We start from the raw sequence: 25,840 nt of genomic DNA, 5'->3' as shown, positions 1-25,840 counted from the left end.
GGAAACCTCCTTACAACAAAAGGATATACCTGTACGTCGCGTTCAGGTCAAGTGATTTTTTGATATTCATAAAAAAACCGGAGTTTTTTTCCGGTTTAGCGTTGTGTATAAGCGTAATTTCTCTGGCGGTTTACCTGTTCATCCTTTGTTTCTTCCTGTTTCTTGAAGGTATCATTTAAACGAGCATTGGACAACATCAGTTTTAAACGGTTTTCCTGATTGACCTTTGTGGCACTAGGATCATAATCCACCGCAACGATATTTGCCTGAGGATAGACATTTTTGATTTTTCTCATCATACCTTTGGCAACGATATGGTTAGGCAGACAGCCAAATGGCTGACAACATACAATGTTATCGACACCACTTTTTACTAATGCGACCATTTCACTGGTTAATAGCCAGCCTTCTCCCATTTTACTGCCTCGATTGATGATACCCTCACTGGCTTCAATCACTTCATCAAAGCTGTCCGGTGTACGGAAACTGCCTTCTTCTTTGATGAGTTTGATAGCTTTTCTTTGGATATGCTGGATGTATTTAGAAGCCATCTGTGTTAGACGATAGCTTCTTTTATTTCGGTTGTAGTAGGCATGATCGACACTGCTGTTTTCTAAACAGTACAAACCAAAATCCATTACACCGCTGACAACTGGTTCACAGCCTTCCTGCATAAGGAAATCTTCCAATTCATTATTGCCTAATGGAGCGTATTTCATGTAGATTTCACCAACGATACCTACACGAATCTTTTCTTCTGAACTGCGTTTGATATTCGCAAAGTCAGATATCATTTGACGATAATTCTTTTTCATATGCATAAAGGAAGTTGAATCAAATTGTTTTGTGATTTTATCGATCCATTTATTTACGATGGTATCTGTGGCACCAGCTTCTAATTCATAAGGTTTTACCTGGTTTTTTAACCACATCATTGTATCCGCATATAAGAAGCCAAACATGATTTTCACCAGCATTTTTGGTGTTAAAGAGAAACCGCTGTTTTTCTCCAGATTAGAAAAATTAACGGATATGACCGGTACATGAGGGAAGCCTGCCTGAACAAGTGCTTTACGAAGTAAATGAATATAGTTGCTGGCACGGCATCCACCACCTGTCTGTGTGATTGCCAAAGCGATATGATCGATATCATAATTACCACTTTTTAACGCATCAATCATCTGTCCAATGACTAATAAAGCAGGGTAACAGGTATCATTGTGTACATTTTTTAATCCTTCATCTATGATCTGTTGACCTTTTGTCTGAAGCAGTTCTACCTGATAGCCTTCTTTCAACAGAATGTTTTTTAGAAATTGAAAATGGATAGGCAACATCATGGGAATCAACACTTTATGTGTTTTTCTCATTTCTTTTGTAAATTCTACACGTTCCATTATGCTTCCTCTCTTTCCTCCATTGCCGCAAGTAAGGAACGGCAACGAATTTTGATTGCGCCAAGATTATCGACTTCATCGATTTTAATCTGTGTATATAATTTTCCTTGATTTCTCAGGATATCTTTGACCTCATCACCGGTTATGGCATCAATACCACATCCAAAGCTGACAAGTTGAATCAGCTCCATATTCTTTTGGGTTGTCACAAACTGTGCCGCATTATACATGCGGGCATGGAACGTCCATTGATTTAACACATGTAAACTAGGACGCTGTGGCTGTTTTACTATGGCATCTTCACTGATGACCACAAAACCTAAGTTGGTAAGCAGACGATCAATTCCATGATTGATCTGTGGATCAATATGATAAGGACGACCAGCCAATACGATGACTTTATGATGGTTCTCTTGTGCAAAGGCTAAAGCACGCTGACCTTCTTTTAAAATATCATCTTTAAAGCGATAATAAGCTTCATAAGCATTCTTTGTGGCCATGGATACTTCTTTTTTATCAACATCTAATCCATGCTCCATAAAGTATTCATAAATCTTCTTTTCAAAGGTCTTTGGATCATTCATATACAAGTAAGGATACATGAAATCAATATCCTGTACATCCATGTTTCCTTCTATGACTTCAGGATAATATGCAACAACCGGACAGTTGAAGTGATTATCACTCATGGATTCATCCATGTTATAAGACATACAAGGATAGAAAATCGTTTGCAAGCCTTTATCCAGTAAAGATTGGATATGCCCATGTGTCAGTTTGGCTGGATAACAGATGGTATCAGAGCTGATTGTATGTTGTCCAAGGGCATATAGCTGTTTGCTGGAACGATCGCTTAATACAACTTCATAACCCAAAGTTGTAAAGAAGGCATGCCAGAATGGCAGGGTATCAAACATGTTTAATACAAGTGGGATACCGATTTTTCCACGGCGTCCTTTCTGTGATTTTAATTCCATCAGTTTTTTATATTTATACTCATAAAGATTTGGTAGTTTATCTTTATTGGCTTTTCCAGTAATCGGACGTTCACATTTATTGCCGGCGATATGTTTTGTACCATCCGCAAAGGTATTGATGGTCAGATTACAATGATTGGTACATAAGCCACAGTTAATTGCCTGGGATGTGTGGGTGAATGCTTTCACTTCATCTTTTGAAAGCATTGTGCTAGGTTTTTTATATTTATTTTTTGCCAACAAGGCAGCACCATAGGCTCCCATCAAATGGGCAATTCCAGGACGAATAACATTTCTTCCCAGTTCTAATTCAAAACTTCTTAAGACGGTATCATTTAAGAAGGTACCACCCTGTACAACGATTTCTTTACCGATATCTTCCGGACTTTTCGCACGAATGACTTTATATAAAGCGTTTTTTACAACACTCATACATAAACCAGCAGATATATCTTCCATGCTGGCACCATTTTTCTGCGCCTGCTTTACACTGGAGTTCATAAAGACAGTACAACGAGTTCCTAAATCAACCGGATGCTTCCCAGCTAGTCCCATAGTTGCGAACTGCTGAATGTCATAACCCATGCTTTTAGCGAAGGTTTCAATAAAGCTTCCACATCCACTGCTGCATGCTTCGTTCAATAAGATATCATCAATGGTATTGTCTTTGATTCTAAAGCATTTCATATCCTGCCCGCCGATATCAATAATGAAATCAACATTTGGGTTAAAATGTTTGGCAGCGGTATAGTGAGCGATGGTTTCTACAACACCGATATCTAAACGAAAGGCATTTTTCATCAATTCTTCACCATAACCAGTGACTGCACTTTGTGCAATTGTGATACGATCTTCGATAAGCTCATAAATATTTATCAGTTCTTTTTGAATAACATCCACGGGATTTCCCATATTATTGGTATAACTTTCATATAGGATATTGTCCTGTTCATCAATCAAAATAAGTTTTGTTGTTGTGGAACCTGCGTCAATTCCAAGATACGCATTGCCTGTATAGGTATGAATATCACCTCTGGCAACACTTGCATGGTGATGACGTTCTTTAAAATCTAAATATTCCTGATCGTTTTTAAACAATGGCGGCAATCCAGCATTTACAACTTTTTTCTTTGCCATCGTTTTCATTTTATGTGACAGTTCTTCATAGGTATAGGTCTTTGTTTCACTTGTGGCATATACAGCAGCACCGAGTGCCACAAAGTAAGGGGCTAAATCAGGGAAGTTTGCTTCACCCTCACGAAGCTTCAACGTTTCTACAAAGCGTTCCTGAAGGCCTTTTAAAAAGTGTAAAGGACCACCTAAGAATAAAACATTTCCTTCAATATTTCTACCCTGGGCAAGACCTGCGATACTTTGATCGACAACTGCCTGAAAGATACTGGCAGCAAGATTGCTTTTTTCTACACCCTGATTGATAAGTGGCTGTACATCGCTTTTTGCGAATACGCCGCAACGTGAGGCTATAGGATAAAGCTTGGTATGCTGCAGGGATAATTTATCCATGGTTTCCAGATCAACATTCAACAGGGAGGCCATCTGGTCAATAAATGCCCCCGTTCCACCTGCGCAGGTAGAATTCATTCTTTCTTCTAATGCACCTTTTAAGAAAATAATTTTTGCGTCTTCGCCACCAAGTTCAATGACAACATCTGTTCTTGGATAATATTTCTTTACAGCCTGTGCACTAGCAAATACTTCCTGTACAAAGGGAAATCCTCCATCATCTGCCACACCAAGACCGGCACTTCCGGTAATGGCTAACGCAATATCATGTCCGGATAATATAGAGGAGAGCTCCTCTATTTTTTCAACGCTCATTTCTCTTACTTTTGATTTATGGCGTTCATAGCTTTTATATATGATTTCGTCCTCATCGTTTAAGACAACGGCCTTTAACGTGGTAGAACCTACATCAATTCCTAGTTTATAGGTCATATGGTAACCTCCTTATTTGCATAACTTTTCAACAGTATCCATGATGAGTGGTTTAATCTCTGTCAGGGAATCCGGCTGTTGATAAAAAATGGCATTGTAGCATAGAAAACTGGTTGTTTCCATAATCAGTACAAATTTGTTTAATGCCTGTCTGGTTGATTCATGTTCCTTCTTTAATATAGAAAGGATATCCTGTAAACGTTCAATCTCTTTTAATACCTGATCTCGATGTTCCATCGTATCCAGTGTATTGGTGATATTTTTTTGTATCATCCGCAAGATGTCAGGATTGTTTTCATAGAAAGAAATCATTTCTTCTACCAATGCCAGCATCCAGTGCTTTCCTTCCTTCATCGCTTTTTCGTATGAAGTGTTTAAAAGATCATTCAACATGCGTCCGTGTTTCTTTGTAAGGATTTGGGAAATCAGTTCCTTCTTATCCTTATAGTATACATAAAACGTTCCTTTTGCGACATTTGCTCTTTTTACGATTTCATTCACAGAAGTAGAATCTACACCCTGTTCCTGAAACAGCTGCATAGCGGCAAGCTGTATTCGATTTCGTTTACTGATGTTTTCCATGTAAAAAAATAGCACTTCCTTTTTTCATACTTATTTAGTTTACCCCCATAATGACCACCGGTCAATAGCTTTGCCTGACTTTTTTTCCAATCTCTTTCTTATATCATAAATGTAATCCCTTTCGCAAAATAATTCATTTCTTTTACTTTTACTATTTACAATGTAACAATGTTTTGATATTATGATAGTGTAATAAAACAATGTTACGGAAGAAGGGCGATTATGGATATATCAAAGAAAGATTTATTGAAAGAGACAGGCATCTCTTATGGACAGTTATATCGATGGAAACGTGAAGGGCTGATCCCGGAATCATGGTTTATAAAAAAATCCAGCTATACCGGACAGGAAACCTTTTTTCCAAGAGAAAAGATATTAAAACGTATCAAAGCAATCCAGCAGTTAAAGGATAAATATTCGTTAGAAGAATTAGCCAATATGCTGGCACCGGAAATCACCAATCGTACATTTACAGAAGAAGATTTAGAAAAGTTTGAAGAAATCGATGTGGATGTTGCGGCCTGCTTCATGGATCATATGGAAAAAGATGAATTCACATTTGTGGAAATTCTGGTTATGATGACCTTAAGTGAATGGCGTTTAAAAGAAGGCATTCCATATGAAGATTTAGATGCCATGATTTCAAACATGATCAAGAATCTGGTGGTTATGAAGGATGTAGAAAAAGATATTTTAATGTTAAAGATTGATCAAAAACGCTATATTATCTTTATTTCACAGAAGATGGATCCCATTGATGATTTTGTGATTTATTTAGATAAACGCATGGAGGTTGTATTTCGGGAAAGTCTTTCAGAACTAAGCAATGTGATGAAAATCAAGTACCAGCGAATTTTTAATTTTGAATTTGATGAGGAGGAGAATATATGAGAACTTATTGTAGTCGTATTTTATTTGGCGCATTATTACTTGTTATTGGTATTGGATATCTTGGCGCAGCATTACAATTATGGGATTTCACCATTTTTGTGCCAGGCTGGTGGACTGCATTTTTGATCCTACCTGCCATCAGTTCTATGTTGCATTATGGGTTAAAAATATCAAATCTGTTTTTTCTGTTATTTGGCGCTTATCTGTTGGCATATGCCAATGAATGGATCACTTTTCGCATTTCATGGATGCTGATTGGTGCTGTATGTTGTATTTATCTGGGATGTCGTATCCTGTTTGGAAAGAAGGTAACGTATTATGAATACAAATTTTTCTAAAGCAAGAAATGTAAGTATAGAAGCTATTGGCACCATAAGTGAAGGAGAATATGGCAAGATCGATATCGAAGGTGTTGGTAAGATCAATGGCGATATCGTATTTGATAAATTATGTGTAGAAGGCACCTGTAAAGCAACAGGACGATTAGAAGGCAGTGTGATGGAGGTGGAAGGTGTATTCAATGGACAGGGCGATATCAAAGTAAAACGTCTGGATATCGAAGGTGTGATGAAAACGGCAGATACCAAAATCTACGCAGATGAAATCATTGTAGAAGGGATTTTAAGCAATGGCGATGAAGTGAACGCAGATCGTGTAGAGGTAGATGGCTGTATCAATTTCAATGACTTGTTTGGCGATGAAATATATATCAATTATGCATTCCATGATTTCAGTAATTTCTTCTCTTTTGGAAAAAAACTACAGACCAAAATGAATCAGGCAAACAATATTGAATGTACCACTTTAAAAGCATGTAATATTACCTGTCATAGTATTTCCGCAACGGATATCTACTTAGAAAGTCATTGTGTAGTGGATCATATTTACTGTAATGGAACCCTGCATTATGATTCTACATGTAATATCAAACATATCGAAGGAGAATGTGAACAGTTCACTAGATAAGGGATATGAATACAAAAAATACAATAGAAATCAGAAAATATGGAACTATACATGCAGGAGATTATGGAGAGATTTTCATTCATGGTGCTGGGAGTGAAATTGTATCATAGACTCCATTCAATGTGATGGTATTCTGCGATATGATTGCTCTTGTCAAATTAACCATATCGAAGGCGATTGTGATATTATTCAGGATGAAAAAGGCAGATCAAAAATATCTGCCTTTTTGATTATGTTTTTTTTAACTATATAAATTTTTGGTATTCTGGATTTTATTATATATAGGTTTTTTTGCTTTTTGTAAAAGTTTTTTAGGATTTTTGGACCTTTTTTACGTATGTAATAAGTATAAGGGTATGCACCCCCTGGAAAGATAGAGGACAACGATGAAAAATCTTAAAAAGCGAAAAGAAGAAAATCTTCGTAGACAGCAAAGGAAACTTGTAAAAAGATTAGAGGGGATTGTAGTTCCTTACGACAATGATTACTGTTTTAAGGACTACTTCGGTATGGATGATTTAGATTCTATGGAAATGCGCAATTATATTTGTGAGTATTCTATAGGTAATGGTGTTAAAATCGTAAAATCAACGATCTTAAACGTTGAGATATTACCAGATCAGCTTGGCAACAAAAAAATTATTTTGGATATTTTAGCTGAAGATTCTAAGGGGAATCTTTACAATATCGAAATGCAAAGAGCTCCTACGATTGCTGATTATTTTCGGTGGGAGTATTACGGCGCAAGAAATCTTAGTTCACGTTTGAAAAAAGGTGGAAAGTATATAAATTTAAAACCTGTTTACCAGATTATTTTTATGCGTGGCTATGCTTATGGTAATCATAACCTTATCAATCGTTATATTATGCGAAATGATAATGGCCAACAGGAACATGAAAATCCTTTGATGCACCGTATATATGTAAGCCTTCCAGCAATTGATCACATTGTAGCAGAAAAAGGAAAAAATAATTTAAATGAATTTGAAAAAATCATTTACCTATTTGAACATAACGAGCCTTGTGATACAATAGAACCAGGAAAGATGGTGAATGTTATCATGAGTAGATATAAAAGAATGAAACAAAACAAATCTATATGGACAATGGCCGAGAAACTTGAGGAAGCGCAGATGATTGAAGAAAGTTTGATTGAAATCAGTAGAAAAGAAGGTTTAGAAGAAGGAATCGAAAAAGGCATGGAAAAAGGTATTGAACAAGGTAAAAAAGAAAGAACAGAAGAAATCATAAAACAAATGCTTTCATTAAAATATCACACGGATGCTTCTGCTTGGTTATCATCTTTATCATCTGATCAATTAGAACAAGTACCTGCCCTCATTTTAACATGTGATACTTTTGATGAATTTCAAAATAAAATCAATCAAATATAACCATAAAATAAGAAAATACATAATGGAGCTTTCATTGAAAAAAGGATGTACGAAATCAATTCATACATCCTTTCATCTATTTTATAATTAAGCTGATAATAGCACAAAAAGAGGGGAAATGCTTACGAATATTATGTGGAATATTGTGATAAAAACAAACGCGAAAAAACAGTAAAGGGTGTACAGCTTGTATTCTAACATACTTGTCGCCGTTGAAGTTGGTGCCTTCTGCCTGTTTTTGGATAAAAATTACAAATATTTCGCATTTACAATCTTTTCAACAAATGATAAAATGACCTTGAAACTTGAGGAGAAATAAAATCATGGATAAAAAAGATATAAAGCAGTTTGCCGGTGTGATCATTGGCGGGTTTTTATTTGCGTTAAGTGTGAACTTGTTTATCGTTCCACTGGATCTATACAGTGGTGGAATTATCGGTATTGCTCAGATCATTCGTACATTGATGATTCAGTATTTAGGATTAGATATATTAAATTCATTTGATATCGCAGGTATCATTAACTTTTTAATCAATATTCCATTATTCATCATGGCTTATAGAAGTATTTCAAGAAAGTTCTTTATCAAAACATTATTATGTGTCATTGTACAAACAGTATCCTTTACATTGATTATGATTCCCCAGACAGCAATCTTAGACGATGTATTGGCAAGCTGCGTCATTGGTGGTTTAATTGGTGGTTTTGGTATCGGATTGGCACTTAGAAGCAGTGGCAGTGGTGGTGGATTGGATATACTGGGTGTATATTTCACAAAGAAATTTGATAATTTCTCAGTAGGAAAACTGTCACTTATCGTGAATGCATTTGTTTATATCGTATGTGCGATTTTATTTGATGTATCTACCGCAATCTATTCTATTATTTATATGGCATGCTTTTCACTTGTCGTAGATAAGACGCATTATCAAAACATCAACATTACCTGTATGATCTTTTCAAAAAACGAGAACATACAGGAAGATATTATGCGTGAAACAGGGCGTGGTGTAACCTATTGGAAAGGTGCAGGTGCCTATACCAAAACAGATACCAATATCATGGTAACGGTCATTAATAAATATGAAACCAATCAGATTAAAAAGATTATAGAGAAAAATGATCCCAAAGCCTTTGTGATTTTCCAAGAAGGCATGAATGTCAGTGGTAACTTTGAAAAGCGTTTATAACGCTTTTTTTGTTGTATGTAATCAATAAAGATTTAGATGATGAAATAATTATAACGATTATTGCGGCTAATTATATAAACAGTTAGACATATTTTTTTAAAAGAGTATGATATAAATACGAGGAGGTGTCATATGGATAAAAAATTATTACCAGTCTGTGTACTCAAATTACTTGAAGATTACTTAGATGAAGCTCATCCATTAACAAAAAATGATATCATACAATTATTAAATAAGTATTATGATTTAGAAATAGCCAGAAAAGCAGTTGGAAGTGTACTTCAAAATCTTTCAGATTTAGGATATGATATTTGTAATCAAAAAAGCTATTATTTAAATGAACGTCAATTTACAAAAAGTGAACTAAGTTTTTTGATAAATAGTATTTTAGCAGCTAATATATTAACAAAGAATCAAGCAAAGGATATCTTAAAAAAAGTATTATCAAAAGAAAGCACATATATGAAACGAAATTTTACATTTATTCATAATATTGGTTAAAGCAGTATGATGATTTTGCAGAAAGGGTAATTGATTATGGAAGATAATATGATAAGTCATAATTTATTTCATTATGCGACTAGTGAGTTATCACAAGATGCATTTTTTTGTTGGTTATTAAGTTATTCTAGTAAGGAAGGTAAAATGTTAAATTATGATACGTTCTCTCTATCACAGAAATTCTTAAAGGCAATGCTTGGTAAAAAAGATCAATTCGAATATTTTGTGACGTATATTAGGACTCAGAAAATAGTTTTATTAAATAAAGGAAAAGGAAGACTTGATATTTTTTTGACTATAGAAAAAAGTATAAATAAAGAAAAATTGTATTTAATTATTGAAGATAAGGTAAGTTCGTTGGAACATCATCAAATATATCCATATTATCAAGCAGTATTATACGAGGATAGCACGCTATATAATAATGATAATCTATTTATATCATTTGTTAAATCCGGTTATATGAATAAATGGGAACGTAATGTAATAAATAATAAAAATTCTAAGTATACCATTCTAACATTAAAAGATTTATATTACCTTTTTCAGGGAACAAGTGAAAATATATTAGATTATGTTAAAGATTATTATCAAATAATCAAGGAAAATTATGAATATCAAGAAACAATATATTCTGCTTTATTGAAAGGGAACTTCATAAATATTTATGATCATGAGGTAAATGCTTATTTGTTTTTTGATAGTTTATATGAACATCAAATATTACATGATTTTATATGGTGTGGGCATGTAAGCAAAAATAATTTCGAGTGCTTAACTTGGAATAAAAGAAAAATAAAAACAAAGCCAGAAGATGAAGTTTCAACATATCTTCAATTAGAAGTGCATCATCTCAAGAAAAAAAAGGTAAGAATCATGATCAGGATGAATACAAGTACTGATTTTGACAGTATAAAACTAAAAACAGAGATGAATCAAAATATGATAAAATATCTTAATTACGAATATAATTATAAAATAATAGGTAGTAGACAAGGTAAATCTTTAGGTATTGGATTTATTGATTTTGAATTAGACAATTGGAAGCATATCAAAAATACAATTTCTGATTTTGAAAAAGCATATATAAGAAGTATTGAAAAGCGTTTATAACGCTTTTTTTGTGCATGAGAATAGAAAAAGAACGCATACTTCTGTATGATAGAAACAAATAGGAGGATTTGATGATGAAATATTTTATGGTAGAAGGCATGTTGAAAAATGTGGATAAATTAAATGATGAAATTATGAAACAGCATATGGCATATACCCAAAAAGCAATGGATGAGGGAATGATTTTCTTATCCGGTTTGAAAAAGGATCAAAGTGGAGGTGTTTTTCTAATCAAAAGTGATACAGAAGAAAGATTAAAGGAATATCTGGATTATGAACCTATGCATCTACATGGGATACAGGATTATCGTTATGTGGAATTTGATGCACATTACATATCAGAAGATTCACACTGGTTTTCATAGCTATAAAATGATAAAATGGAGAAGATAAAGAAAAAATATTGACCTTCCTGTTCATGGAAGGTTTATCATATCTTCGAGGTGAGCTTATGAAAATTAAAGAAGTGAGTGAACAATGTGGCTTATCAAGCAAAAGTATTCGTTATTATGAGGCCATGGAATTATTAGATGTAGAACGCAGTGAAAATGGATATCGGGAATATGATGCATCGCAAATTGAACGGTTAAAAGAAATACGCTTATTTCGTGATTTGTTTATTCCAATCGAAGATATTCGTCAATACTACGAAAGTGAGCAATCCATGGATGAATTTATGGCACAGGCAATGAATAAACTACAGCAGCAAATAGAAGAGTGAAAGACTGCAAGAGATTTTTGTGCGTATATCCAGCTGCATTATAAAGAAAAAGATGGTCTGGTATCATATTATGAAAAATGGGGACAGACACATGGCTTTCATTTCGATTTGGAACAACAATACTATAAAAGTACCAAGAATGAAAAGCGCTTGTTATTGATTGGCGCAAGCTGGACGTTAATGATCGGGTTGTTTTTCAATATAGATTTTATGGTTACGATGAAGGGCTTTTATATGGTTGTGATTGGCATCGTATTGTTTCTATCCATTTTGATTTATATGAATGTGTTTTCCATTCATCGAGGCTTGTTGAAAATATTGGATTTCTTATTTATGACAGAGGAAATTCCACATCGTATCGAAAATAAATTAAAACGTTATTTTCCCAACCTGATTATCAGAAAGTTGATTCTTCTACTCATTGTGCTATTTTTATGTGCTTGTGTTCTCGGTGTCATAATAGCTATCATGATGTTTCTTTCTTATCTGATAAATATATAACAGGCTTCTACTTGGATAGCGTAAAAGCCTGTTTTTTTAGTCTTCAGATTTTAATGCGGACACCATATCAATACAAGTGACTTTCTTGGATACGATAAATATAATCAAAATAGATAACAACAGGGTACCACCACAGGCGAGTATGACAACATAGGCAGGAAGGTATAATATAACATCCATACTGTTTTGTACGGTTCCTAACATAAAGCTCAACAGCCAGTATCCTGCAAATATTCCCAAACAGATACCCATAAAGGTTAACCAGAAGTTTTGTTGGAGCATGATTTTACGCAAGGCTGTACTTTGAAAGCCTAATACTTTTAAAGTTGCTAGTTCATGGTATCGTTCCATATAGGAAAGTGTTCCTAAATTATATAAAATCACACTGCCAAGCAGTACTGCCGCAATCACAAAAACAGAAATCATCATCATGGTCGCATCCATCATCGTATCTAAATTCTTTTCCATATCCTCACGATATTGTATAGAAGTGATTTGAGAGGATTGTAAATATGTTTTTGCGGGAGCATGGCCAATGATGGCATTTGCATGATAAGGCAGATGTTGTTTCAGCATTTGAGATTTCATGATGGTAACCCCCTGTTCCATAGGGGTACGAAGGATTGCTTCAATACGATTTGTTTGCCATGTGGAGATACTGGAAGGCTTCCATGTAAGCATATCTCCTTGTTTCAAATGATATTGATCCGCAATATTTTTTGATATGGCGACTCCATTTGTCAAATGGATAAATGTATCTGTATCTGTGGCAAGATGTTGATAACGCGTATTCGATAATGCTGTCAATAAAAGTTGATCGGTTTTGCCATTTGTTTTAATATCTATATAAGCATGCATGACTTCATCACCATCCATTGCTTGTTGAAGCGTATTAATGGTATCCTGATCAAAGTTCCCATTTATTTTACAATCATATGTCTGTAACTTTTCAAATGTCCAAGTTGTTAAATGTGTCATGGTTGTATACATACCAAAGGCACCAATCAAAAGGGCAGTACAGCCAATGACACCAAAGATACTCATGATACTACGTAAAGGATTTCTTGTGATATCTTTGATATTCCATTGGGTAATGAAGGAAGCACGTTGAAATATTTTGGGTAAATGAATGGCATGCATGCGTTTTGTATGGCGGTTAGATAAGATCATCGCTGCAGGATAACGTAAATGTTGATGGGTAATACATAAGGCAATCATAAAGGATAGACCTGCACATAAGCAAGGGAGTGCATATGTGAACATGATCGAAGAAGCGGTTAGCTTTGGTAATGTATAGATTTCATTCATAAAAGGATACGTGATAGAAGAAAATGTCAGGGTTCCTAGGATACATCCAATCATTGCGCCACAAAAAGATATGAGTGTACCATGCGCTGCATAATGTAGGTATAAACGTGTTTTATGAAATCCCAAAGCTTTTAATATAGCGATGATAGATGTTTGTTGGTTCAATAAACGATGAATCGTTGTGATGGAAACTAGTAAGGCAATACTTAAAAAGGTGATGGAAAAGATCATACCCAATTCTTTATGTTGATGAATTTCATCCTGTAGCATACTGTAATTGGGATTATCCTTACGCATGGTAATATAGGCATTTCTACCATCAAAGTCCTTTAATAACACATCTTTTAAATCTTCACGATTACTTTTTACAAGTACCTTGGTAGGTGTGAAAGGGAAAGGGACATGGGATGTGTTCATATATAGAAAACCATTGTGGATATGATCTGCGACCATCGCATTATCTTTTACTTGATAGATATTTTCCGGTGTCAGGACAAGTGCTAAGATTTTCTTTGTGATTGGTTTACTTTGCATCGTAAATGTGATGGTATCATTCACCTGTAAATGGTGTGCTTTCGCAAAACGTTCATCTAGCCATACCCCATCACTGGTAGTATCAAATGGTTTTCCTTCTATGATTTTTATTTTGGATATTTTATTTTCCTTGATGATATGAACATCTAGTGAGGTATCATCATGATCTTGAAAGTAGGCAGAAAGTGACATGACCTCCTGTGCTTGTATATCTTGACTGTATTGTTTTGAAAAACTTTCTGCCATCACAGTTGCATCAGCCATATCACATTCTTTCATGAACGTATCCAGACTTTTTTGCATTCCCTGATATTCACTACTGATACCGGAAAAGATATAACAGCCCATTAACATAAGTAAGAAGATAGCAAGGAAACTGGTCTTTGATTTCCATACATCCCGTAACATTTTTCTAGTTAACATTACCATTCCACTTCCTTTATATCCATGGGATGTTCATGCGTGATGATCGAAGAAATCGTACCATTATGAATAGAAATGACTTTATCTCCACAAGGGGCGATTGCCGCATTATGGGTAACGATAATGGTGGTCTTATGATAGGTATGACACATATTTTGTAAAAGCGATAATATCATTTTGCCTGTATCACTATCCAAGGCACCGGTTAGTTCATCACATAATAAAATATTTGGATTTTTACATAAGGCACGCGCAATGGATACACGCTGTTGTTCACCACCAGATAATTGCCCTGGAAATTGTTTTTCATGATCTTTTAAACCAACATCCTCTAAGATTTGATGTACAGGTAGAATATCCTTTTTGATATCCTTCATCAAGGCAACATTTTCATATACAGTAAGGGTTGGAATCAAATTATAAAATTGAAATACAAAACCGATTTCTTTGGCACGATAATCACAAAGCTGCTGTTCATTTTTCTTCGATAATGCATGTTCATTTACAAGGATCTCTCCTTCATCTAATACATCAATGCCTCCTAAAATATTTAATAAGGTACTTTTTCCAGCCCCACTGGGACCTAAGATTACCACAAATTCACCATCTTCTATGGTAAAAGATACTTGTTTTAATGCATAGATATCCTGACTACCTACATGATAGATTTTAGATATGTTGTTTGCCTGAATCATAAAAATTCCTCCTTTTTTGGCATAATAAAAACATGTATGTGAAACACATGCTTTTTTGACTATTTTTTAATGGTCACAAGTCCTGTACATAACATACGAAACACCTTCATAAATTCCTGTCTGGTTTCTTCTGGGTTTTTCTTTTCTTCCAATACATGACGGATACAATCCACAAACATATTGGTGACAATATCCAAATAACCACTTTCATCATTTTCCATTTTCATATGAAATTTCATATGATTTCTGGCTTTCTCCATAAAAGCTTCTCGCAGTTCTACATAATGCGTTGTCTTTAAATCAAATAAAATCAATAAGCACTCATCCATGAGATAACGAAATTCGGTCAATTCTATTTGTGTATTGATTAAATCAAATGCTTCTTCAATATCATCAATGGTATAATCTTGATCATCCTGAACAAAATGTTCTTCTGCCAGATGATTCAGATTTTCGATAACCGGATCTAGCAGGGTAGTAAGCAGAGCTTCTTTATTATCAAAATAATGATAAATATTCCCCATGGTTGTATTGGCTTTTTTCGCAATCACACGCATGGAACTGTTTTCATAACCTTTATCTAAAAATTCCTGTTTTGCGGCTTCTAAAATCTGTTGGCGTAAATCTTCTTTCTTTACCTGCATAAGATCACCTCCATGCCTCTAGGATACAATAGTTAGATAAAAGAAACAATAGGAAAGGCGGTTAAAAAATCATTTGTGTTCAGGTGATCATTATTGAGTATTGGCTTAAAATAAGGCGATTCTCATATAACGGGAGTAATTCTCGATATACAGGATAGCGCAATGTGTATATATATGTCATAATATAGTTAGAAAAGAGGTGTCAGTTATGGAAAATTTCGCAAAACGTTTAGCACAGCTGCGTAAAGAAAAAGGATATACACAAAGTGAGCTGGCGGATAAAATCGGGGTCAGTAACAAGTCTGTTTCTCGTTGGGAAACAGGGGTTTCACTTAGATAAAGATACCACACCATTCCCACGCTGACTTTTGCTCAACCGATACAGCCGGAGGGCTGGATAACAAGAAAAGGCGGTATGCGCCCCGTGGAGGGGTAGCGTACCGCCTTTCCTTGTGGGGGTTTCCAAAGGGGGCAACGCCCCCATTTGGCACACGACTTTGCGAAGCAAAGTGTAGTGTGTTATACGCTCTGTCGGCGTTGCCGTGAAAATGCCGTTGCCGCCGGGGAGGGCAAGGGCATTTGAAGCGGCAGGAAAACAGGGCTGTGCTTGCGTGGCGTGGAGCCGTAAGCGCAGGTCTGGTTTCAACAGCAGACAGGGCGTATATGAAAGCCCCCGTCCCGCGTTCTACGCTCCGACTTGTGGACAAAGTGTCCCGAAGTTGTGGCTACACTCCCGGAAAAGTAACAGGACAGCGGGTAACCGTCAAGGCTGAAATGAACGGGTTTACACCCGGCCTTGACCGCCGCCCGCCGTCCCACTGAATGGGTGGACAAGGCGGTCAATCCCTCAAAGTGCTTGTCCGCGCTCTTTCTGATTTTGAGGTATTCAGTTTTTCAAAATTGAATAATCAAAATAAATTTTTTCGATTGAAAAAATTTTATTTGTTATCATCTTCAATGCCATATTTTTTCTTTTGCCGAATCACATAATTACTGATTTTTTCATCATATAGTGGATACTGGTAATCCAACTGGCATGCCACTTCTGACGAAACCTCCCGGAACAATGCCATACATTGTTCAAAGGATTCCCACATATGGGGATAGGAATCCATATTATAAGTGGATATAAGTCGTTCCCACAATTCCTCTGGGGCATATTGCTTCATAAATTTATAGTTTTTTCCCAAACTGAAATGAAATCCCTGTTTGATACCAATCAGCCAGGAAATCATGCGAAGCAATTCTTTTCGTACTATATCATTCATATGGTCAATAGCAAAAAGAATTTCTTTGCGGCATAAGCCCTTTACTACATATGTTGTAGTATTCCAAAATTCATTACAGCAATCGTCAAACATTCTTTGAGTAGGCTTCTGCAAGTGGTAGTCTATATCCGTTGGTATTGGCGGCTTTACGATACGGTTGTCTTTATCCAACAGTAACTTTACCAGTTTATCCCATGTAAAATACTCGTCTATCAGTTCCAGCGGCAGCAAAGTTAAATCTATCTTAACATCATCAGTAAACAGCATTAAATATGAAAATCCCTTTTCTACAGCTGGAAATAATTCCATATCTTCCGGCTTTTGCAGAATCAACCTTTCACCAAATATATCTAGCCATTTATCATCACTTGTGAAGCTGTCCATATCCGTAACAAAAAAAGTAATATCAAAATCCTGAAAATCATCAGGCGGAATATTTGTATTTGTTCTAGATCCTTCCAAAGTAACCATGCGAATGCGTTTGTCTGTTTTTGCAAAATTCAAAACAATATCATAAACTTCCTTTTCTGATCTCATTTTTATCTCCTCCAATTATTGAAATAGGTGTGAAACCATTTTAGGGCTTTCCCGCCTTGATTACCCTTTAGCAAAGACGGGCGGGGCTGTCAGCGGCGGCGCATTTATGCGCCGTTCATCTTGACCGTTGACTGGCTCGGCTGGCTTTGCCATTCTCGATAAATAAGAAATTTTGATTATTTTAACGTGTTTAAATATGCAAGTAACTCATTCTTCTTTAATGGCTCACAATGACTTAACACGCAATAATCGCAATCTATGGAATATATTCTCTCGATCAAATGCTGTAATTTTCTCTTGTCCATATAGCCGCCATTAAAAAAATCTTCACTTGTAGAGTCACCTAAAAATAAAACTTTCTCCTCCGGGATATAAATACAAGTTGTATCTTCGGAGTGTGGTGAAACAGTATGGAAAATATGAGCGGTTATATTCCCTAAGTTTAATGTCATTTTTTCTACATATTCAATATCAGCTATTACGATATTCAATTCATTTTCCCCAGCATATTCTTTAGCAAAATGAGTATCATCTTTTTTTAGGATGTCAATATATTTTTTATCATTTGCTCGATCCTGCTGTTCTCTTAAAAACAAGTTCGTTTTCTGGTGTGCGATGCTAACTCCACTTATATCATGTAAGCCAAATGTATGGTCATAATGCCAATGCGTAATGACCGTAAAATCGGGTTCTTTCAAATCGCAACTTCTTAATGCTCTATAAAAATCTTGCACATGTTTTTTTGAATATCCTGCGTCAACGGCTAAGGAAAATTTATCCCCTTTTACATAGGCCAGCATTGGCCTGTCAACTTCAGGCTCATGCGGCAAAAAGTAAATATTTTTGGTCAGATTTTTCAATCCCATTTTTTGTCCCATCTTTCCGGCAATAGTTCTTTTAGCCTTACTTCCTTTTCAAAATCGACGACAACCATTGTGTTTTCATTATAAAGGTCTAATTGTGACATCAATTCTCTGCATCTTCCACAGGGAGGCAAAATGCTTCCATCTTCGTATACAGCTACAATCCTCTTAATTTTTGTTTCCCTATTTTTAAGCATTTCGGCAATAGCCGCTTGTTCCGCACATATACCGATAGAACAAGGCACATCAATACAAATGCCTGTAAATACTACTCCACCAACTGTTTCCAATGCACAACCTACATGCCCTGCTTCCCCATTTTTCTTTAATTTTATAGGGGATACAGTCTGTAACGCAATTTGATATAAATTTTTCATAATTTCTCCATAAATCTCGAATAAACTCTCTTACTTTCGCCCCCGTTGTGGCTTTGGATTTTTCAGCAGGTCCGACTTCTGTGCAATTCTTTTTAGCCACTTTCTTTCTTCCTCTGACAGCTTCCCATAGTTCAGCTTGAGCCGCTTGCAAATAAACGCCATCGCCGCCTGCTCCGGGTCGCTGTCCGGGCTGGTGGTTTCCTCTGCGGTCTGCAAGAAATCTTCCAGTGGGTTGTCCTCCGGGACACTGAAAAAATCGTCCTTATGGGCTTCCCGCAGGTCGAGGGCTATCTTGTTTATATCCTGCTGTATCACATAGCGGCAAAAGCTGTCGTCGTCAATATGGGCGGCGATAAGCTGCCTTAACTGCGGGTCAGTCAAGCCGGGATTGTGCTGTTTCATAATCGTTGCACTCACAGCGTCCACAATGGCGTTTGCGCTCTGCACCTGCTTTCCCGCTACGCCGTTCACATAGATTTCAAGGTCGGCCATGAGCCGGGGAAAATCCGGGTGGGTCGCCAGTTCACACAAAAGAGAATTATCCACCAGCCCGCTTTTCAATAGTTCAATCATATCATCACTCAAATGCAGGTCTGCAAGATCGGCGTTTGGGTGATTTCTTGTTTGAGAACGGCCCAGCAGATAATCAACAGTCACTTCGTAAAACTTTGCCAACTCAATAAGGGCGTAATGGCTGATGTCCTTGAGATTATCCCCCTCATAACTCCCTAAAGCGGACTTGGAGAGGTGGGTTTTCTCCGCAAGCTGTTCCAGCGTCAGACCGCGTTCCACACGCAGGTCTTTCAATCGTTCTTGTATGGATAGTTCCATGCGCTCCCCCCTTGTCTGCAAATATCATTTTTATTATACCACAATTCCGAAAGCGTGGAAATAGCCTGTTTTTTAGGCCAATTTCCTACCTTTCGGATATACGGGACGGGCGGTCATTTAGGTGTAGACTTAGGGTAGTTCATCGATGAACGGCACCTTGAAAACAGAATGACCGTCCGAAAAGGAATACCCCGGCTGGGGAAGCACTGCAAGGAGCCAGCTTCTGGACACTTTGTCCAGAGGTCACTTCGGGACAAGTTGTCCCGAAGCTGCGGGGAGCGTGCCTCGTCGCCGCAAGCTGCGTATCATTCGCTTCCGCCAGATGGCGAAAGCTCACTCGCTCCGCTGCGGCTCCTCTCCCCACAAAGTCTGACGACTTTGTGGGGCCCCATGTTGGGAACACGCCGCAGGAATGGGGCAGGAAACCTTTTCGGAGGAACGGCAACGGAAAGCAAAATGGAGGGAACGCATGAGAGATAACCCCTATAAAGACTTGCCGCCACTGGAACGCAGGCCGAACGGTTCCCTTTACCGCATGACACCGGCGCAGAGGAAACAGGCGGCCAGCCTGATACGCCGGGAGTGCTGTTGCTTTGAGGACGGCAACTGCGTTGTTCTTGACGATGGGGACACCTGCACCTGCCCGCAGACGGTTTCTTTCTCGGTCTGCTGCAAGTGGTTCCGATGGGCGGTTTTGCCGCTGTACGGGACGCTGGAAGCGGAGATTTTCCGGGATAAGGACTTGAAACGCTGTGCGGTCTGCGGCAGCGTGTTCGTCCCTAAATCCAACCGGGCTAAATACTGCCCCGGCTGTGCCGCCAGAGTTCACAGGCGGCAGAAAACAGAAAGTGAACGGAAAAGGAGGTCTGCTGTGGACAGTTAGGAGCGAAGAAAGCCTTGATTTATCAGGCTCCGCAAGCCCCAAACCGGGGCAGGTGGTATAAAGTATCGCCCGCCCCGGAAAACGGGCTTCTAACCGTCCACAAAACACGATATGACAAACACCATTTACATTCATCAGCCGGAAAAGGCGTTCAGCTTCACCCGGCTCCCGAATTTTCTCTTTGAAGCCCCCACATTCAAGGCCCTGTCTAACGAGGCAAAGGTTCTGTACGCCTTTATCCTGCGCCGGACAGAGTTATCCCGCAAGAATGGGTGGGCGGATGACTGCGGACGGATTTATCTGTACTATCCCATCTGCGAGGTGGTTGACCTGCTCCATTGTGGGCGGCAGAAAGCGGTGAATACCCTGCGGGAACTGCAATACGCCGGACTGGTGGAGATCCAGAAGCAGGGCTGTGGAAAACCCAACCGCATTTTTCCAAAATCCTATGAAGCGGTTCCAAACACCGACTTTAAGAAATCCCGTTCTGGTACACCGGAGGACTGAAAACCGTACCCATTAAGTACGGAAATCACTCCTGAGACGTACGAAAACCGGACGGTATATAGAAATACAAAGATAAAAAGATTGATTTATATTCTATCCATTCCAATCCTATCCGAGCTATTTTCTGCGGGATTTCCCTGTGGAAAACCCCGGATAGGAAAGGAATGGGGAAAGGAGCAGAATGGCACAACACGCAATTTTACGGTTTGAGAAGCACAAGGGCAACCCGGCAAGGCCGCTGGAAGCCCATCACGAAAGACAGAAAGAACAGTATGCCAGCAATCCCGACATTGACACAAGCCGGAGCAAATACAACTTCCATATCGTCAAGCCGGAGGGACGCTATTACCACTTCATTCAGAGCCGGATTGAGCAGGCCGGGTGCCGAACCCGCAAGGACAGCACACGGTTTGTCGATACGCTGATAACCGCCAGCCCGGAGTTTTTTAAGGAGAAATCCCCAAAGGAGATACAGGCGTTTTTCCAGCGGGCGGCGGACTTCCTCATTGGCCGGGTAGGACGGGAAAATATCGTGTCGGCGGTGGTACACATGGACGAGAAAACGCCCCACCTGCATTTGACCTTTGTTCCGCTGACAAAGGACAACCGCCTGTGTGCAAAGGAGATTATCGGCAACCGGGCAAACCTGACGAAGTGGCAGGACGATTTTCACGCCTACATGGTGGAGAAATATCCCGACTTGGAGCGTGGGGAAAGCGCCAGCAAGACAGGCCGGAAGCATATCCCCACCCGGCTTTTCAAACAGGCAGTTTCCCTCTCCCGGCAGGCCAGAGCCATTGAAGCCACGCTGGACGGCATTAACCCGCTGAACGCCGGAAAGAAAAAAGAGGAAGCCCTCTCCCTGCTGAAAAAGTGGTTTCCGCAGATGGAGAACTTCTCCGGGCAGCTCAAAAAATACAAGGTCACGATAAACGACCTTTTGGCAGAAAATGAAAAACTGGAAGCCAGAGCCAAAGCCAGCGAAAAAGGCAAGATGAAAGATACGATGGAACGGGCAAAGCTGGAAAGCGAACTGGACAATTTACAGCGGCTGGTTAACCGTATCCCGCCGGATATACTGGCGGAACTGAAACGGCAGCAGCGGCACACGGTAAAGGAAAGGTGATAGATATAAGCAGAAAATTTCGCCGCCCTTGTGCGGCATTGTACCTTGAAAACTGAATATGGAGGACACTGGATGGCAAAAAGCGAAAGCGATACTTTTACACCCCGGACAGGGCAGGTCATACAAGCAGAGAACGGCACGCAGTATTTTGTATGTGGGAACAACCGTATAAAAATCTCCGAACACTTCGCCGCAGGCGGGAAGCCCCTCGGTGATCTGATTGTAGATGTGGTGCGGCACACCGCAGAAAAAGCCGCTTCAACCTGATAGCCCATCATTGATAGCACGCCCACGCTTATGATATAATTGCCATAGAGCAAAAGTATTGTAAGCGTGGGTTGTTTCTTTAGAAGGAGGATTTTTAACGGTGAAACAACCTTACAATACTACGATTTACAACACGGCGCTTTATATGAGATTGAGCCGGGACGATGAAAACTATGGTGACAGCGTAAGCATTGAAACACAGCGGACAATCCTGCAACAGTACGCAAAGGAACAGGGGCTTCATGTAGTCGGTGAGTATGTGGACGATGGCTGGTCGGGGACGAACTTTGCTGGGGTTAGATAGCGATACTTTTTACATCTACCATGTTGCGGCGGTCATGGTTGACAACTTGCGTCGGCTCCTGCTCGGTATCAACCTGTCCGACAAAGCTATAATGGATTTCGATTTTCCGGGTGTTGGTTTCCCGGTCTAATTCATGTATCAAAATACGGTCGATAAACTCATGGACGTTTTCATAGGTCAATTCCTGTATGTCGCTGTATTTCCCGACAATCTGAATAAACCTTGATATATCCCTTTTTCGCTCGGTAACGGTTGCGATCTGCTGTTGTAACTCGTCTATCCTTGCGGCAAGGGATTTCTTTTCGTCCTCATAGCCGGAAGTTAGAAACACAAACCGTTCATCTGTCAGTCTGCCTAATGCGTTGTCCTCATACAGCTTGCGGAAAAGCGTGTCAAGTTCGGTCATACGCGCCTGTGCTTTGAAAAGTTCCTTTTGCTGCTGCGCTAATGCCTTTCTCGCTTCCATGTCGCCGTACTCGGTAGCTTTACAGATAAAGTCCTGTTCGTGTTCCTTAACATACCGCAAAACCCGCCGCATATCTTCCAGCACTAAATCAAGAAGTACGTTTTTGCGGATATAATGAGAGGTACACTCGCTGCCTGTCCTTGCCCTGTTGCGCCATGCGCCGCAAGAATAGGAAAACTTGCGCGGCTCGATATTTACGCCCTGTTGGTAATACATCTTATGTCTGCAACCAGCGCAAAACAGCAAGCCGGAAAAAATATCAATCTCCGCTGCTTTTGTCGGGCGGTGGCGGGTAGCAATCCGCTTTTGCGCAAGTTCAAAGGTTTCCTCGTCAACAAGCGGCTCATGGGTGTTTGGGAAGAAATAGCGTTGTTCTTCTTCGTTCTTCCGGGTCTTTTTCGACTTGTAGGATACCTTGTGAGTTTTCGCGGTTATGGTATGCCCTAAATATTCCTGCCTTGCTAATATGTCATAGAGCGTTTTGTCCGGCCAAGTATAGGGGGCGATCATTGCCCGCTGATACCGCGCCTGTCCTGTACGCTGATAGCGCAACGCTCCAATCGTCAAGACTTTGTTTTCCGCAAGCCATTTTTGGATTTCGCACATACGCACGCCGCTAACAAACATAGCGAAAACCTGTTTGACAATCGGCGCGGTTTCCGGGTCGGGTATAAGGTGGTGGCGGTTGTTCGGGTCTGGGATATAGCCGTATGGATATTCCCCGTTGACGCGCTCGCCTTTTTGCGCCTGTGCCTGTTTAACTGCGCGGATTTTCTTGCTTGTGTCGCGGGCGTAAAACTCGTTAAACCAGTTCCGCAAGGGGGTAAACTCGTTATCCTCCCGCGCTGTGTCAACTCCGTCGTTGATCGCGATATAGCGTACTCCGTTTTCGGGAAATACAATCTCTATGAGTTCGCCCGTTTTCAGATAGTTTCTGCCAAGACGGGAAAGGTCTTTGGTAATGACCGTCGCCACTCGTCCGGCTTCCACTTCCTGCAACATCGCTTGCAGCCCCTCGCGCTCAAAACTCACGCCGGAAAATCCGTCGTCCACAAAAAACTTTGTGTTCAAAAAATGGTGTTCGTCCGCATAGCGTTGAAGTATCATTTTTTGGTGCTGTATGCTTCCGCTTTCTCCGGCTTGCATATCCTCTTGACTTAAACGGCAGTAAAGGGCGGTGATTTTATTCGACTGTAACATTAGTCCTCCTTTCCGACAGCCGAATAAACAGGTATAATGTGTTGCTATCATTATACCATATCCCGCCGCCTAATGCACTACTCGGACGCTAAAAATCCCGGATTTCCGGGCTTTTTCTGCAAATCCTTTACAATGAGTTTCTCAATCTTTTTATGGATTGTATCGGTTGCCTTTTCACTCGGCAACGCTTGAACAAGATAGGTGATTTTCCCTATTTTGCGTTCGGTTGTAATTGTCTGTTTTTTATCCATTAGAAAAACCTCCTTTTCCTGTATGGATAAACTATATTCGTCAAAAGGCAAAAACGGGCGGTTGTTAGCTGCAACCTCACGGGAGTTTCACCCCGGCCCATGCTTATGGGTGCGCCGCGCAATACTTTGAGGGTGTTCAACGCGGGAGTATCATTGTGCCGCCTTGTATGTCGTCGCCCACAAGCTGCTAAACCTGTTTTACGGCGCGGTAGTTCTCGCTCGGCTTTTCCCCTATGGGGAAAAGCTGTCATGGCGTACCCGCCGACTGGCTCGGTACAGACGGAATGTACCCGTTTGCCTGTTATGCTGCGCACCAAAGGCCGCTTTCTTTGTCAAAGAACAATAGGCTTTGTCGGCCTGCAAAAGCACATCAACAGCGGATATGCTTTTGCGGAACGACAAATAGCCCATAACGGGAAGCGTGGAAAGGGGACACGCTCCCCGCATGGGCTAAAAGATTATCCTACATGAAAAGCAAGGGTGCGGGTAATAAGGCGCACTTGCAGCCTGTTACGCATTTCCTCGTCCACATAGGAATAGGTATTGCCCGCGTCGTCTTTCAGCGTGCGGGTACAAAGTTTCGCTATGTAACCCTCGTAGTGCTTCAAGATCGCGCACATGGCGGTTGTGTCGCCGTTTGCCGCTGCGGAAATGACAGGGAACGGCAACAGATTTTCAGACTTCCTAACGGTATTCATCATCTGCTTTTCCCTCCAAATACTGTTTGATTTTCGCAAGCGCGGATTTCCTGTGCCGGAAAACCGTCGTGCGTACAACATTCAGCAGTTCGCCAATTTCCGCGTCGCTCATATCCAAGAAGTAGGACAAAAGGATAATGTCGCGTTTCCTTTCGGGCAAAGCGTTAAGGGCTTCGGCAAGCAGTTCATTTTTGACGAGTACATCAAAGCCGGACACTTGAAAACGGAAATAATCGCTTTCGTATTCGTCCGTTGTGAAAAGCTGCGCGAGTTCGCTTTCGCTCAAATCCGAAAAAGTAACTTCGCGTGCTGCGCGTTTCGCAAGAGTGCGGCGGTGGCTTTTCGCTTCGCCGACCAAAGTTTTCTTTGCTAATGCGTCGTACTGATGTTGTATTCTTTCCTTGTCGGAAGAAGATAGCTCCATAGAGTTCACCTCCTTCCCGCGTGGAGTAGAGGACGGGAGTTAAGG

The 25,840-nt window shown here is 39.5% G+C and carries 29 protein-coding genes and 1 pseudogene; 16 read left to right on the top strand and 14 right to left on the bottom strand.

Annotated elements, in window-relative coordinates:
- Positions 1–95 precede the first annotated feature (95 nt).
- The 3 genes from DW761_RS21670 to DW761_RS14090 are packed head-to-tail and all read right to left on the bottom strand — an operon-like array spanning position 96 to position 4,912.
- A complete protein-coding gene (locus DW761_RS21670) occupies positions 96–1,397 on the bottom strand; it encodes a 2-hydroxyacyl-CoA dehydratase (protein ID WP_117455982.1) in 1,302 nt (433 codons plus the stop codon).
- Positions 1,397–4,330 (bottom strand): acyl-CoA dehydratase activase-related protein, encoded by a 2,934-nt coding sequence (locus DW761_RS14095; RefSeq protein WP_117518509.1) that lies wholly within the window; start codon positions 4,328–4,330, stop codon positions 1,397–1,399. Before DW761_RS14095 ends, DW761_RS21670 begins: the two co-directional genes overlap by 1 nt.
- A 12-nt stretch (positions 4,331–4,342) precedes the next feature.
- On the bottom strand, positions 4,343–4,912 hold the full coding sequence (locus tag DW761_RS14090; protein ID WP_117518508.1) for a TetR/AcrR family transcriptional regulator: 570 nt from the start codon (positions 4,910–4,912) through the stop codon (positions 4,343–4,345).
- Between the two features lie 222 nt (positions 4,913–5,134).
- Here DW761_RS14090 and DW761_RS14085 point away from each other — a divergent pair, with 222 nt between their 5' ends.
- The 10 genes from DW761_RS14085 to DW761_RS14040 all read left to right on the top strand — a co-directional run bounded on the left by DW761_RS14085 (position 5,135) and on the right by DW761_RS14040 (position 12,189).
- Entirely contained in the window at positions 5,135–5,803 is a 669-nt protein-coding gene (locus tag DW761_RS14085; protein WP_117455976.1) for a DUF4004 family protein, read from the top strand.
- Positions 5,800–6,141, top strand: coding sequence for a LiaF transmembrane domain-containing protein (locus DW761_RS14080; protein WP_117455974.1), 342 nt, complete (start codon positions 5,800–5,802; stop codon positions 6,139–6,141). The genes DW761_RS14085 and DW761_RS14080 overlap by 4 nt, the downstream gene beginning before the upstream one ends.
- The gene (locus tag DW761_RS14075; protein WP_117455972.1) at positions 6,122–6,769 is read left to right on the top strand and encodes a hypothetical protein; all 648 of its coding nucleotides are present in this window, start codon (positions 6,122–6,124) and stop codon (positions 6,767–6,769) included. The genes DW761_RS14080 and DW761_RS14075 overlap by 20 nt, the downstream gene beginning before the upstream one ends.
- Before the next feature lie 386 nt (positions 6,770–7,155).
- Complete coding sequence (locus DW761_RS14070; RefSeq protein ID WP_117518507.1) at positions 7,156–8,163, top strand: Rpn family recombination-promoting nuclease/putative transposase; 1,008 nt, start codon at positions 7,156–7,158, stop codon at positions 8,161–8,163.
- Positions 8,164–8,486: 323 nt separating this feature from the next.
- The gene (locus DW761_RS14065) at positions 8,487–9,353 is read left to right on the top strand and encodes a YitT family protein (protein ID WP_117518506.1); all 867 of its coding nucleotides are present in this window, start codon (positions 8,487–8,489) and stop codon (positions 9,351–9,353) included.
- Positions 9,354–9,485: 132 nt separating this feature from the next.
- Positions 9,486–9,854, top strand: a complete 369-nt coding sequence (locus DW761_RS14060) for a hypothetical protein (protein WP_117518505.1) — start codon at positions 9,486–9,488, stop codon at positions 9,852–9,854.
- Positions 9,855–9,890: 36 nt separating this feature from the next.
- Positions 9,891–10,967 (top strand): hypothetical protein, encoded by a 1,077-nt coding sequence (locus tag DW761_RS14055; protein ID WP_117518504.1) that lies wholly within the window; start codon positions 9,891–9,893, stop codon positions 10,965–10,967.
- Between the two features lie 71 nt (positions 10,968–11,038).
- A complete protein-coding gene (locus DW761_RS14050) occupies positions 11,039–11,332 on the top strand; it encodes a YciI family protein (protein WP_233513104.1) in 294 nt (97 codons plus the stop codon).
- Between the two features lie 86 nt (positions 11,333–11,418).
- Entirely contained in the window at positions 11,419–11,688 is a 270-nt protein-coding gene (locus tag DW761_RS14045) for a MerR family transcriptional regulator (protein WP_158553815.1), read from the top strand.
- A gap of 108 nt (positions 11,689–11,796) precedes the next feature.
- The gene (locus DW761_RS14040; RefSeq protein ID WP_117518502.1) at positions 11,797–12,189 is read left to right on the top strand and encodes a hypothetical protein; all 393 of its coding nucleotides are present in this window, start codon (positions 11,797–11,799) and stop codon (positions 12,187–12,189) included.
- Positions 12,190–12,225: 36 nt separating this feature from the next.
- Here the strand turns inward: DW761_RS14040 and DW761_RS14035 are convergent, their stop codons facing one another.
- Genes DW761_RS14035 through DW761_RS14025 form a run of 3 tightly spaced genes read right to left on the bottom strand, consistent with a single transcriptional unit; the run spans position 12,226 to position 15,793 of the window.
- Positions 12,226–14,454, bottom strand: coding sequence for an FtsX-like permease family protein (locus DW761_RS14035; RefSeq protein WP_158553813.1), 2,229 nt, complete (start codon positions 14,452–14,454; stop codon positions 12,226–12,228).
- Positions 14,454–15,149, bottom strand: a complete 696-nt coding sequence (locus tag DW761_RS14030) for an ABC transporter ATP-binding protein (RefSeq protein WP_117518500.1) — start codon at positions 15,147–15,149, stop codon at positions 14,454–14,456. Before DW761_RS14030 ends, DW761_RS14035 begins: the two co-directional genes overlap by 1 nt.
- A gap of 59 nt (positions 15,150–15,208) precedes the next feature.
- Positions 15,209–15,793 carry a TetR/AcrR family transcriptional regulator gene (locus DW761_RS14025; RefSeq protein WP_117452854.1) on the bottom strand — a complete coding sequence of 195 codons (585 nt, stop codon included), beginning with the start codon at positions 15,791–15,793 and terminating at the stop codon, positions 15,209–15,211.
- Between the two features lie 208 nt (positions 15,794–16,001).
- On the opposite strand from DW761_RS14025, the gene DW761_RS14020 reads away from it, so the two are divergent.
- Positions 16,002–16,133 carry a helix-turn-helix domain-containing protein gene (locus tag DW761_RS14020; protein WP_117518499.1) on the top strand — a complete coding sequence of 44 codons (132 nt, stop codon included), beginning with the start codon at positions 16,002–16,004 and terminating at the stop codon, positions 16,131–16,133.
- A gap of 598 nt (positions 16,134–16,731) precedes the next feature.
- Here the strand turns inward: DW761_RS14020 and ant(6) are convergent.
- The 4 genes from ant(6) to DW761_RS13990 all read right to left on the bottom strand — a co-directional run bounded on the left by ant(6) (position 16,732) and on the right by DW761_RS13990 (position 19,669).
- The gene (ant(6), locus tag DW761_RS14005; RefSeq protein ID WP_021422333.1) at positions 16,732–17,598 is read right to left on the bottom strand and encodes an aminoglycoside 6-adenylyltransferase; all 867 of its coding nucleotides are present in this window, start codon (positions 17,596–17,598) and stop codon (positions 16,732–16,734) included.
- A 176-nt stretch (positions 17,599–17,774) separates the two neighbouring features.
- Positions 17,775–18,464: an MBL fold metallo-hydrolase gene (locus tag DW761_RS14000; protein WP_021422329.1), complete on the bottom strand. Its 690-nt coding sequence runs from the start codon at positions 18,462–18,464 to the stop codon at positions 17,775–17,777.
- Entirely contained in the window at positions 18,455–18,838 is a 384-nt protein-coding gene (locus DW761_RS13995; protein WP_021422332.1) for a cytidine deaminase family protein, read from the bottom strand. Before DW761_RS13995 ends, DW761_RS14000 begins: the two co-directional genes overlap by 10 nt.
- Before the next feature lie 30 nt (positions 18,839–18,868).
- Entirely contained in the window at positions 18,869–19,669 is an 801-nt protein-coding gene (locus DW761_RS13990) for a helix-turn-helix domain-containing protein (protein WP_021422317.1), read from the bottom strand.
- 469 nt (positions 19,670–20,138) lie between these two features.
- On the opposite strand from DW761_RS13990, the gene DW761_RS13985 reads away from it, so the two are divergent.
- From DW761_RS13985 to DW761_RS13960, 5 genes and pseudogenes are all read left to right on the top strand, one after another.
- Positions 20,139–20,552 (top strand): cysteine-rich VLP domain-containing protein, encoded by a 414-nt coding sequence (locus tag DW761_RS13985; RefSeq protein ID WP_021423970.1) that lies wholly within the window; start codon positions 20,139–20,141, stop codon positions 20,550–20,552.
- A gap of 111 nt (positions 20,553–20,663) precedes the next feature.
- Entirely contained in the window at positions 20,664–21,059 is a 396-nt protein-coding gene (locus tag DW761_RS13980) for a replication initiator protein A (RefSeq protein ID WP_054323976.1), read from the top strand.
- Between the two features lie 181 nt (positions 21,060–21,240).
- Complete coding sequence (gene mobV, locus DW761_RS13970; protein WP_032511066.1) at positions 21,241–22,185, top strand: MobV family relaxase; 945 nt, start codon at positions 21,241–21,243, stop codon at positions 22,183–22,185.
- Positions 22,186–22,257: 72 nt separating this feature from the next.
- Positions 22,258–22,452: a hypothetical protein gene (locus DW761_RS13965; protein WP_002578728.1), complete on the top strand. Its 195-nt coding sequence runs from the start codon at positions 22,258–22,260 to the stop codon at positions 22,450–22,452.
- Between the two features lie 145 nt (positions 22,453–22,597).
- A pseudogene (locus tag DW761_RS13960) lies at positions 22,598–22,741 on the top strand (recombinase family protein); the annotation flags it as partial.
- Between the two features lie 7 nt (positions 22,742–22,748).
- Here the strand turns inward: DW761_RS13960 and DW761_RS13955 are convergent.
- The 4 genes from DW761_RS13955 to DW761_RS13935 form a co-directional block, all read right to left on the bottom strand.
- Entirely contained in the window at positions 22,749–24,422 is a 1,674-nt protein-coding gene (locus tag DW761_RS13955; protein ID WP_002604471.1) for a recombinase family protein, read from the bottom strand.
- A 77-nt stretch (positions 24,423–24,499) separates the two neighbouring features.
- Complete coding sequence (locus DW761_RS13950; protein WP_002604472.1) at positions 24,500–24,673, bottom strand: transposon-encoded TnpW family protein; 174 nt, start codon at positions 24,671–24,673, stop codon at positions 24,500–24,502.
- Positions 24,674–25,131: 458 nt separating this feature from the next.
- A complete protein-coding gene (locus DW761_RS13940) occupies positions 25,132–25,374 on the bottom strand; it encodes a helix-turn-helix domain-containing protein (RefSeq protein WP_002604473.1) in 243 nt (80 codons plus the stop codon).
- Complete coding sequence (locus DW761_RS13935; protein WP_002604474.1) at positions 25,358–25,795, bottom strand: sigma-70 family RNA polymerase sigma factor; 438 nt, start codon at positions 25,793–25,795, stop codon at positions 25,358–25,360. Before DW761_RS13935 ends, DW761_RS13940 begins: the two co-directional genes overlap by 17 nt.
- Between the last annotated feature and the right edge of the window lie 45 nt (positions 25,796–25,840).

The sequence above is a fragment of the Absiella sp. AM29-15 genome, assembly GCF_003434225.1.
GTDB lineage: Bacteria > Bacillota_I > Bacilli_A > Erysipelotrichales > Erysipelotrichaceae > Hoskinsella > Hoskinsella hominis.
Note: the sequence above shows the minus strand (reverse complement) of the source record. Positions and strands in the feature narration are given on the sequence as shown.

Coding starts and splice junctions, on each gene's coding strand:
- DW761_RS21670 (WP_117455982.1), bottom strand. CDS start 1,397: ATGGAACGTGTAGAATTTACAAAAGAAATGAGAAAAACACATAAAGTG.
- DW761_RS14095 (WP_117518509.1), bottom strand. CDS start 4,330: ATGACCTATAAACTAGGAATTGATGTAGGTTCTACCACGTTAAAGGCC.
- DW761_RS14090 (WP_117518508.1), bottom strand. CDS start 4,912: ATGGAAAACATCAGTAAACGAAATCGAATACAGCTTGCCGCTATGCAG.
- DW761_RS14085 (WP_117455976.1), top strand. CDS start 5,135: ATGGATATATCAAAGAAAGATTTATTGAAAGAGACAGGCATCTCTTAT.
- DW761_RS14080 (WP_117455974.1), top strand. CDS start 5,800: ATGAGAACTTATTGTAGTCGTATTTTATTTGGCGCATTATTACTTGTT.
- DW761_RS14075 (WP_117455972.1), top strand. CDS start 6,122: ATGAATACAAATTTTTCTAAAGCAAGAAATGTAAGTATAGAAGCTATT.
- DW761_RS14070 (WP_117518507.1), top strand. CDS start 7,156: ATGAAAAATCTTAAAAAGCGAAAAGAAGAAAATCTTCGTAGACAGCAA.
- DW761_RS14065 (WP_117518506.1), top strand. CDS start 8,487: ATGGATAAAAAAGATATAAAGCAGTTTGCCGGTGTGATCATTGGCGGG.
- DW761_RS14060 (WP_117518505.1), top strand. CDS start 9,486: ATGGATAAAAAATTATTACCAGTCTGTGTACTCAAATTACTTGAAGAT.
- DW761_RS14055 (WP_117518504.1), top strand. CDS start 9,891: ATGGAAGATAATATGATAAGTCATAATTTATTTCATTATGCGACTAGT.
- DW761_RS14050 (WP_233513104.1), top strand. CDS start 11,039: ATGATGAAATATTTTATGGTAGAAGGCATGTTGAAAAATGTGGATAAA.
- DW761_RS14045 (WP_158553815.1), top strand. CDS start 11,419: ATGAAAATTAAAGAAGTGAGTGAACAATGTGGCTTATCAAGCAAAAGT.
- DW761_RS14035 (WP_158553813.1), bottom strand. CDS start 14,454: ATGTTAACTAGAAAAATGTTACGGGATGTATGGAAATCAAAGACCAGT.
- DW761_RS14030 (WP_117518500.1), bottom strand. CDS start 15,149: ATGATTCAGGCAAACAACATATCTAAAATCTATCATGTAGGTAGTCAG.
- DW761_RS14025 (WP_117452854.1), bottom strand. CDS start 15,793: ATGCAGGTAAAGAAAGAAGATTTACGCCAACAGATTTTAGAAGCCGCA.
- DW761_RS14020 (WP_117518499.1), top strand. CDS start 16,002: ATGGAAAATTTCGCAAAACGTTTAGCACAGCTGCGTAAAGAAAAAGGA.
- DW761_RS14000 (WP_021422329.1), bottom strand. CDS start 18,464: ATGGGATTGAAAAATCTGACCAAAAATATTTACTTTTTGCCGCATGAG.
- DW761_RS13995 (WP_021422332.1), bottom strand. CDS start 18,838: ATGAAAAATTTATATCAAATTGCGTTACAGACTGTATCCCCTATAAAA.
- DW761_RS13990 (WP_021422317.1), bottom strand. CDS start 19,669: ATGGAACTATCCATACAAGAACGATTGAAAGACCTGCGTGTGGAACGC.
- DW761_RS13985 (WP_021423970.1), top strand. CDS start 20,139: ATGAGAGATAACCCCTATAAAGACTTGCCGCCACTGGAACGCAGGCCG.
- DW761_RS13980 (WP_054323976.1), top strand. CDS start 20,664: ATGACAAACACCATTTACATTCATCAGCCGGAAAAGGCGTTCAGCTTC.
- mobV (WP_032511066.1), top strand. CDS start 21,241: ATGGCACAACACGCAATTTTACGGTTTGAGAAGCACAAGGGCAACCCG.
- DW761_RS13965 (WP_002578728.1), top strand. CDS start 22,258: ATGGCAAAAAGCGAAAGCGATACTTTTACACCCCGGACAGGGCAGGTC.
- DW761_RS13955 (WP_002604471.1), bottom strand. CDS start 24,422: ATGTTACAGTCGAATAAAATCACCGCCCTTTACTGCCGTTTAAGTCAA.
- DW761_RS13950 (WP_002604472.1), bottom strand. CDS start 24,673: ATGGATAAAAAACAGACAATTACAACCGAACGCAAAATAGGGAAAATC.
- DW761_RS13940 (WP_002604473.1), bottom strand. CDS start 25,374: ATGATGAATACCGTTAGGAAGTCTGAAAATCTGTTGCCGTTCCCTGTC.
- DW761_RS13935 (WP_002604474.1), bottom strand. CDS start 25,795: ATGGAGCTATCTTCTTCCGACAAGGAAAGAATACAACATCAGTACGAC.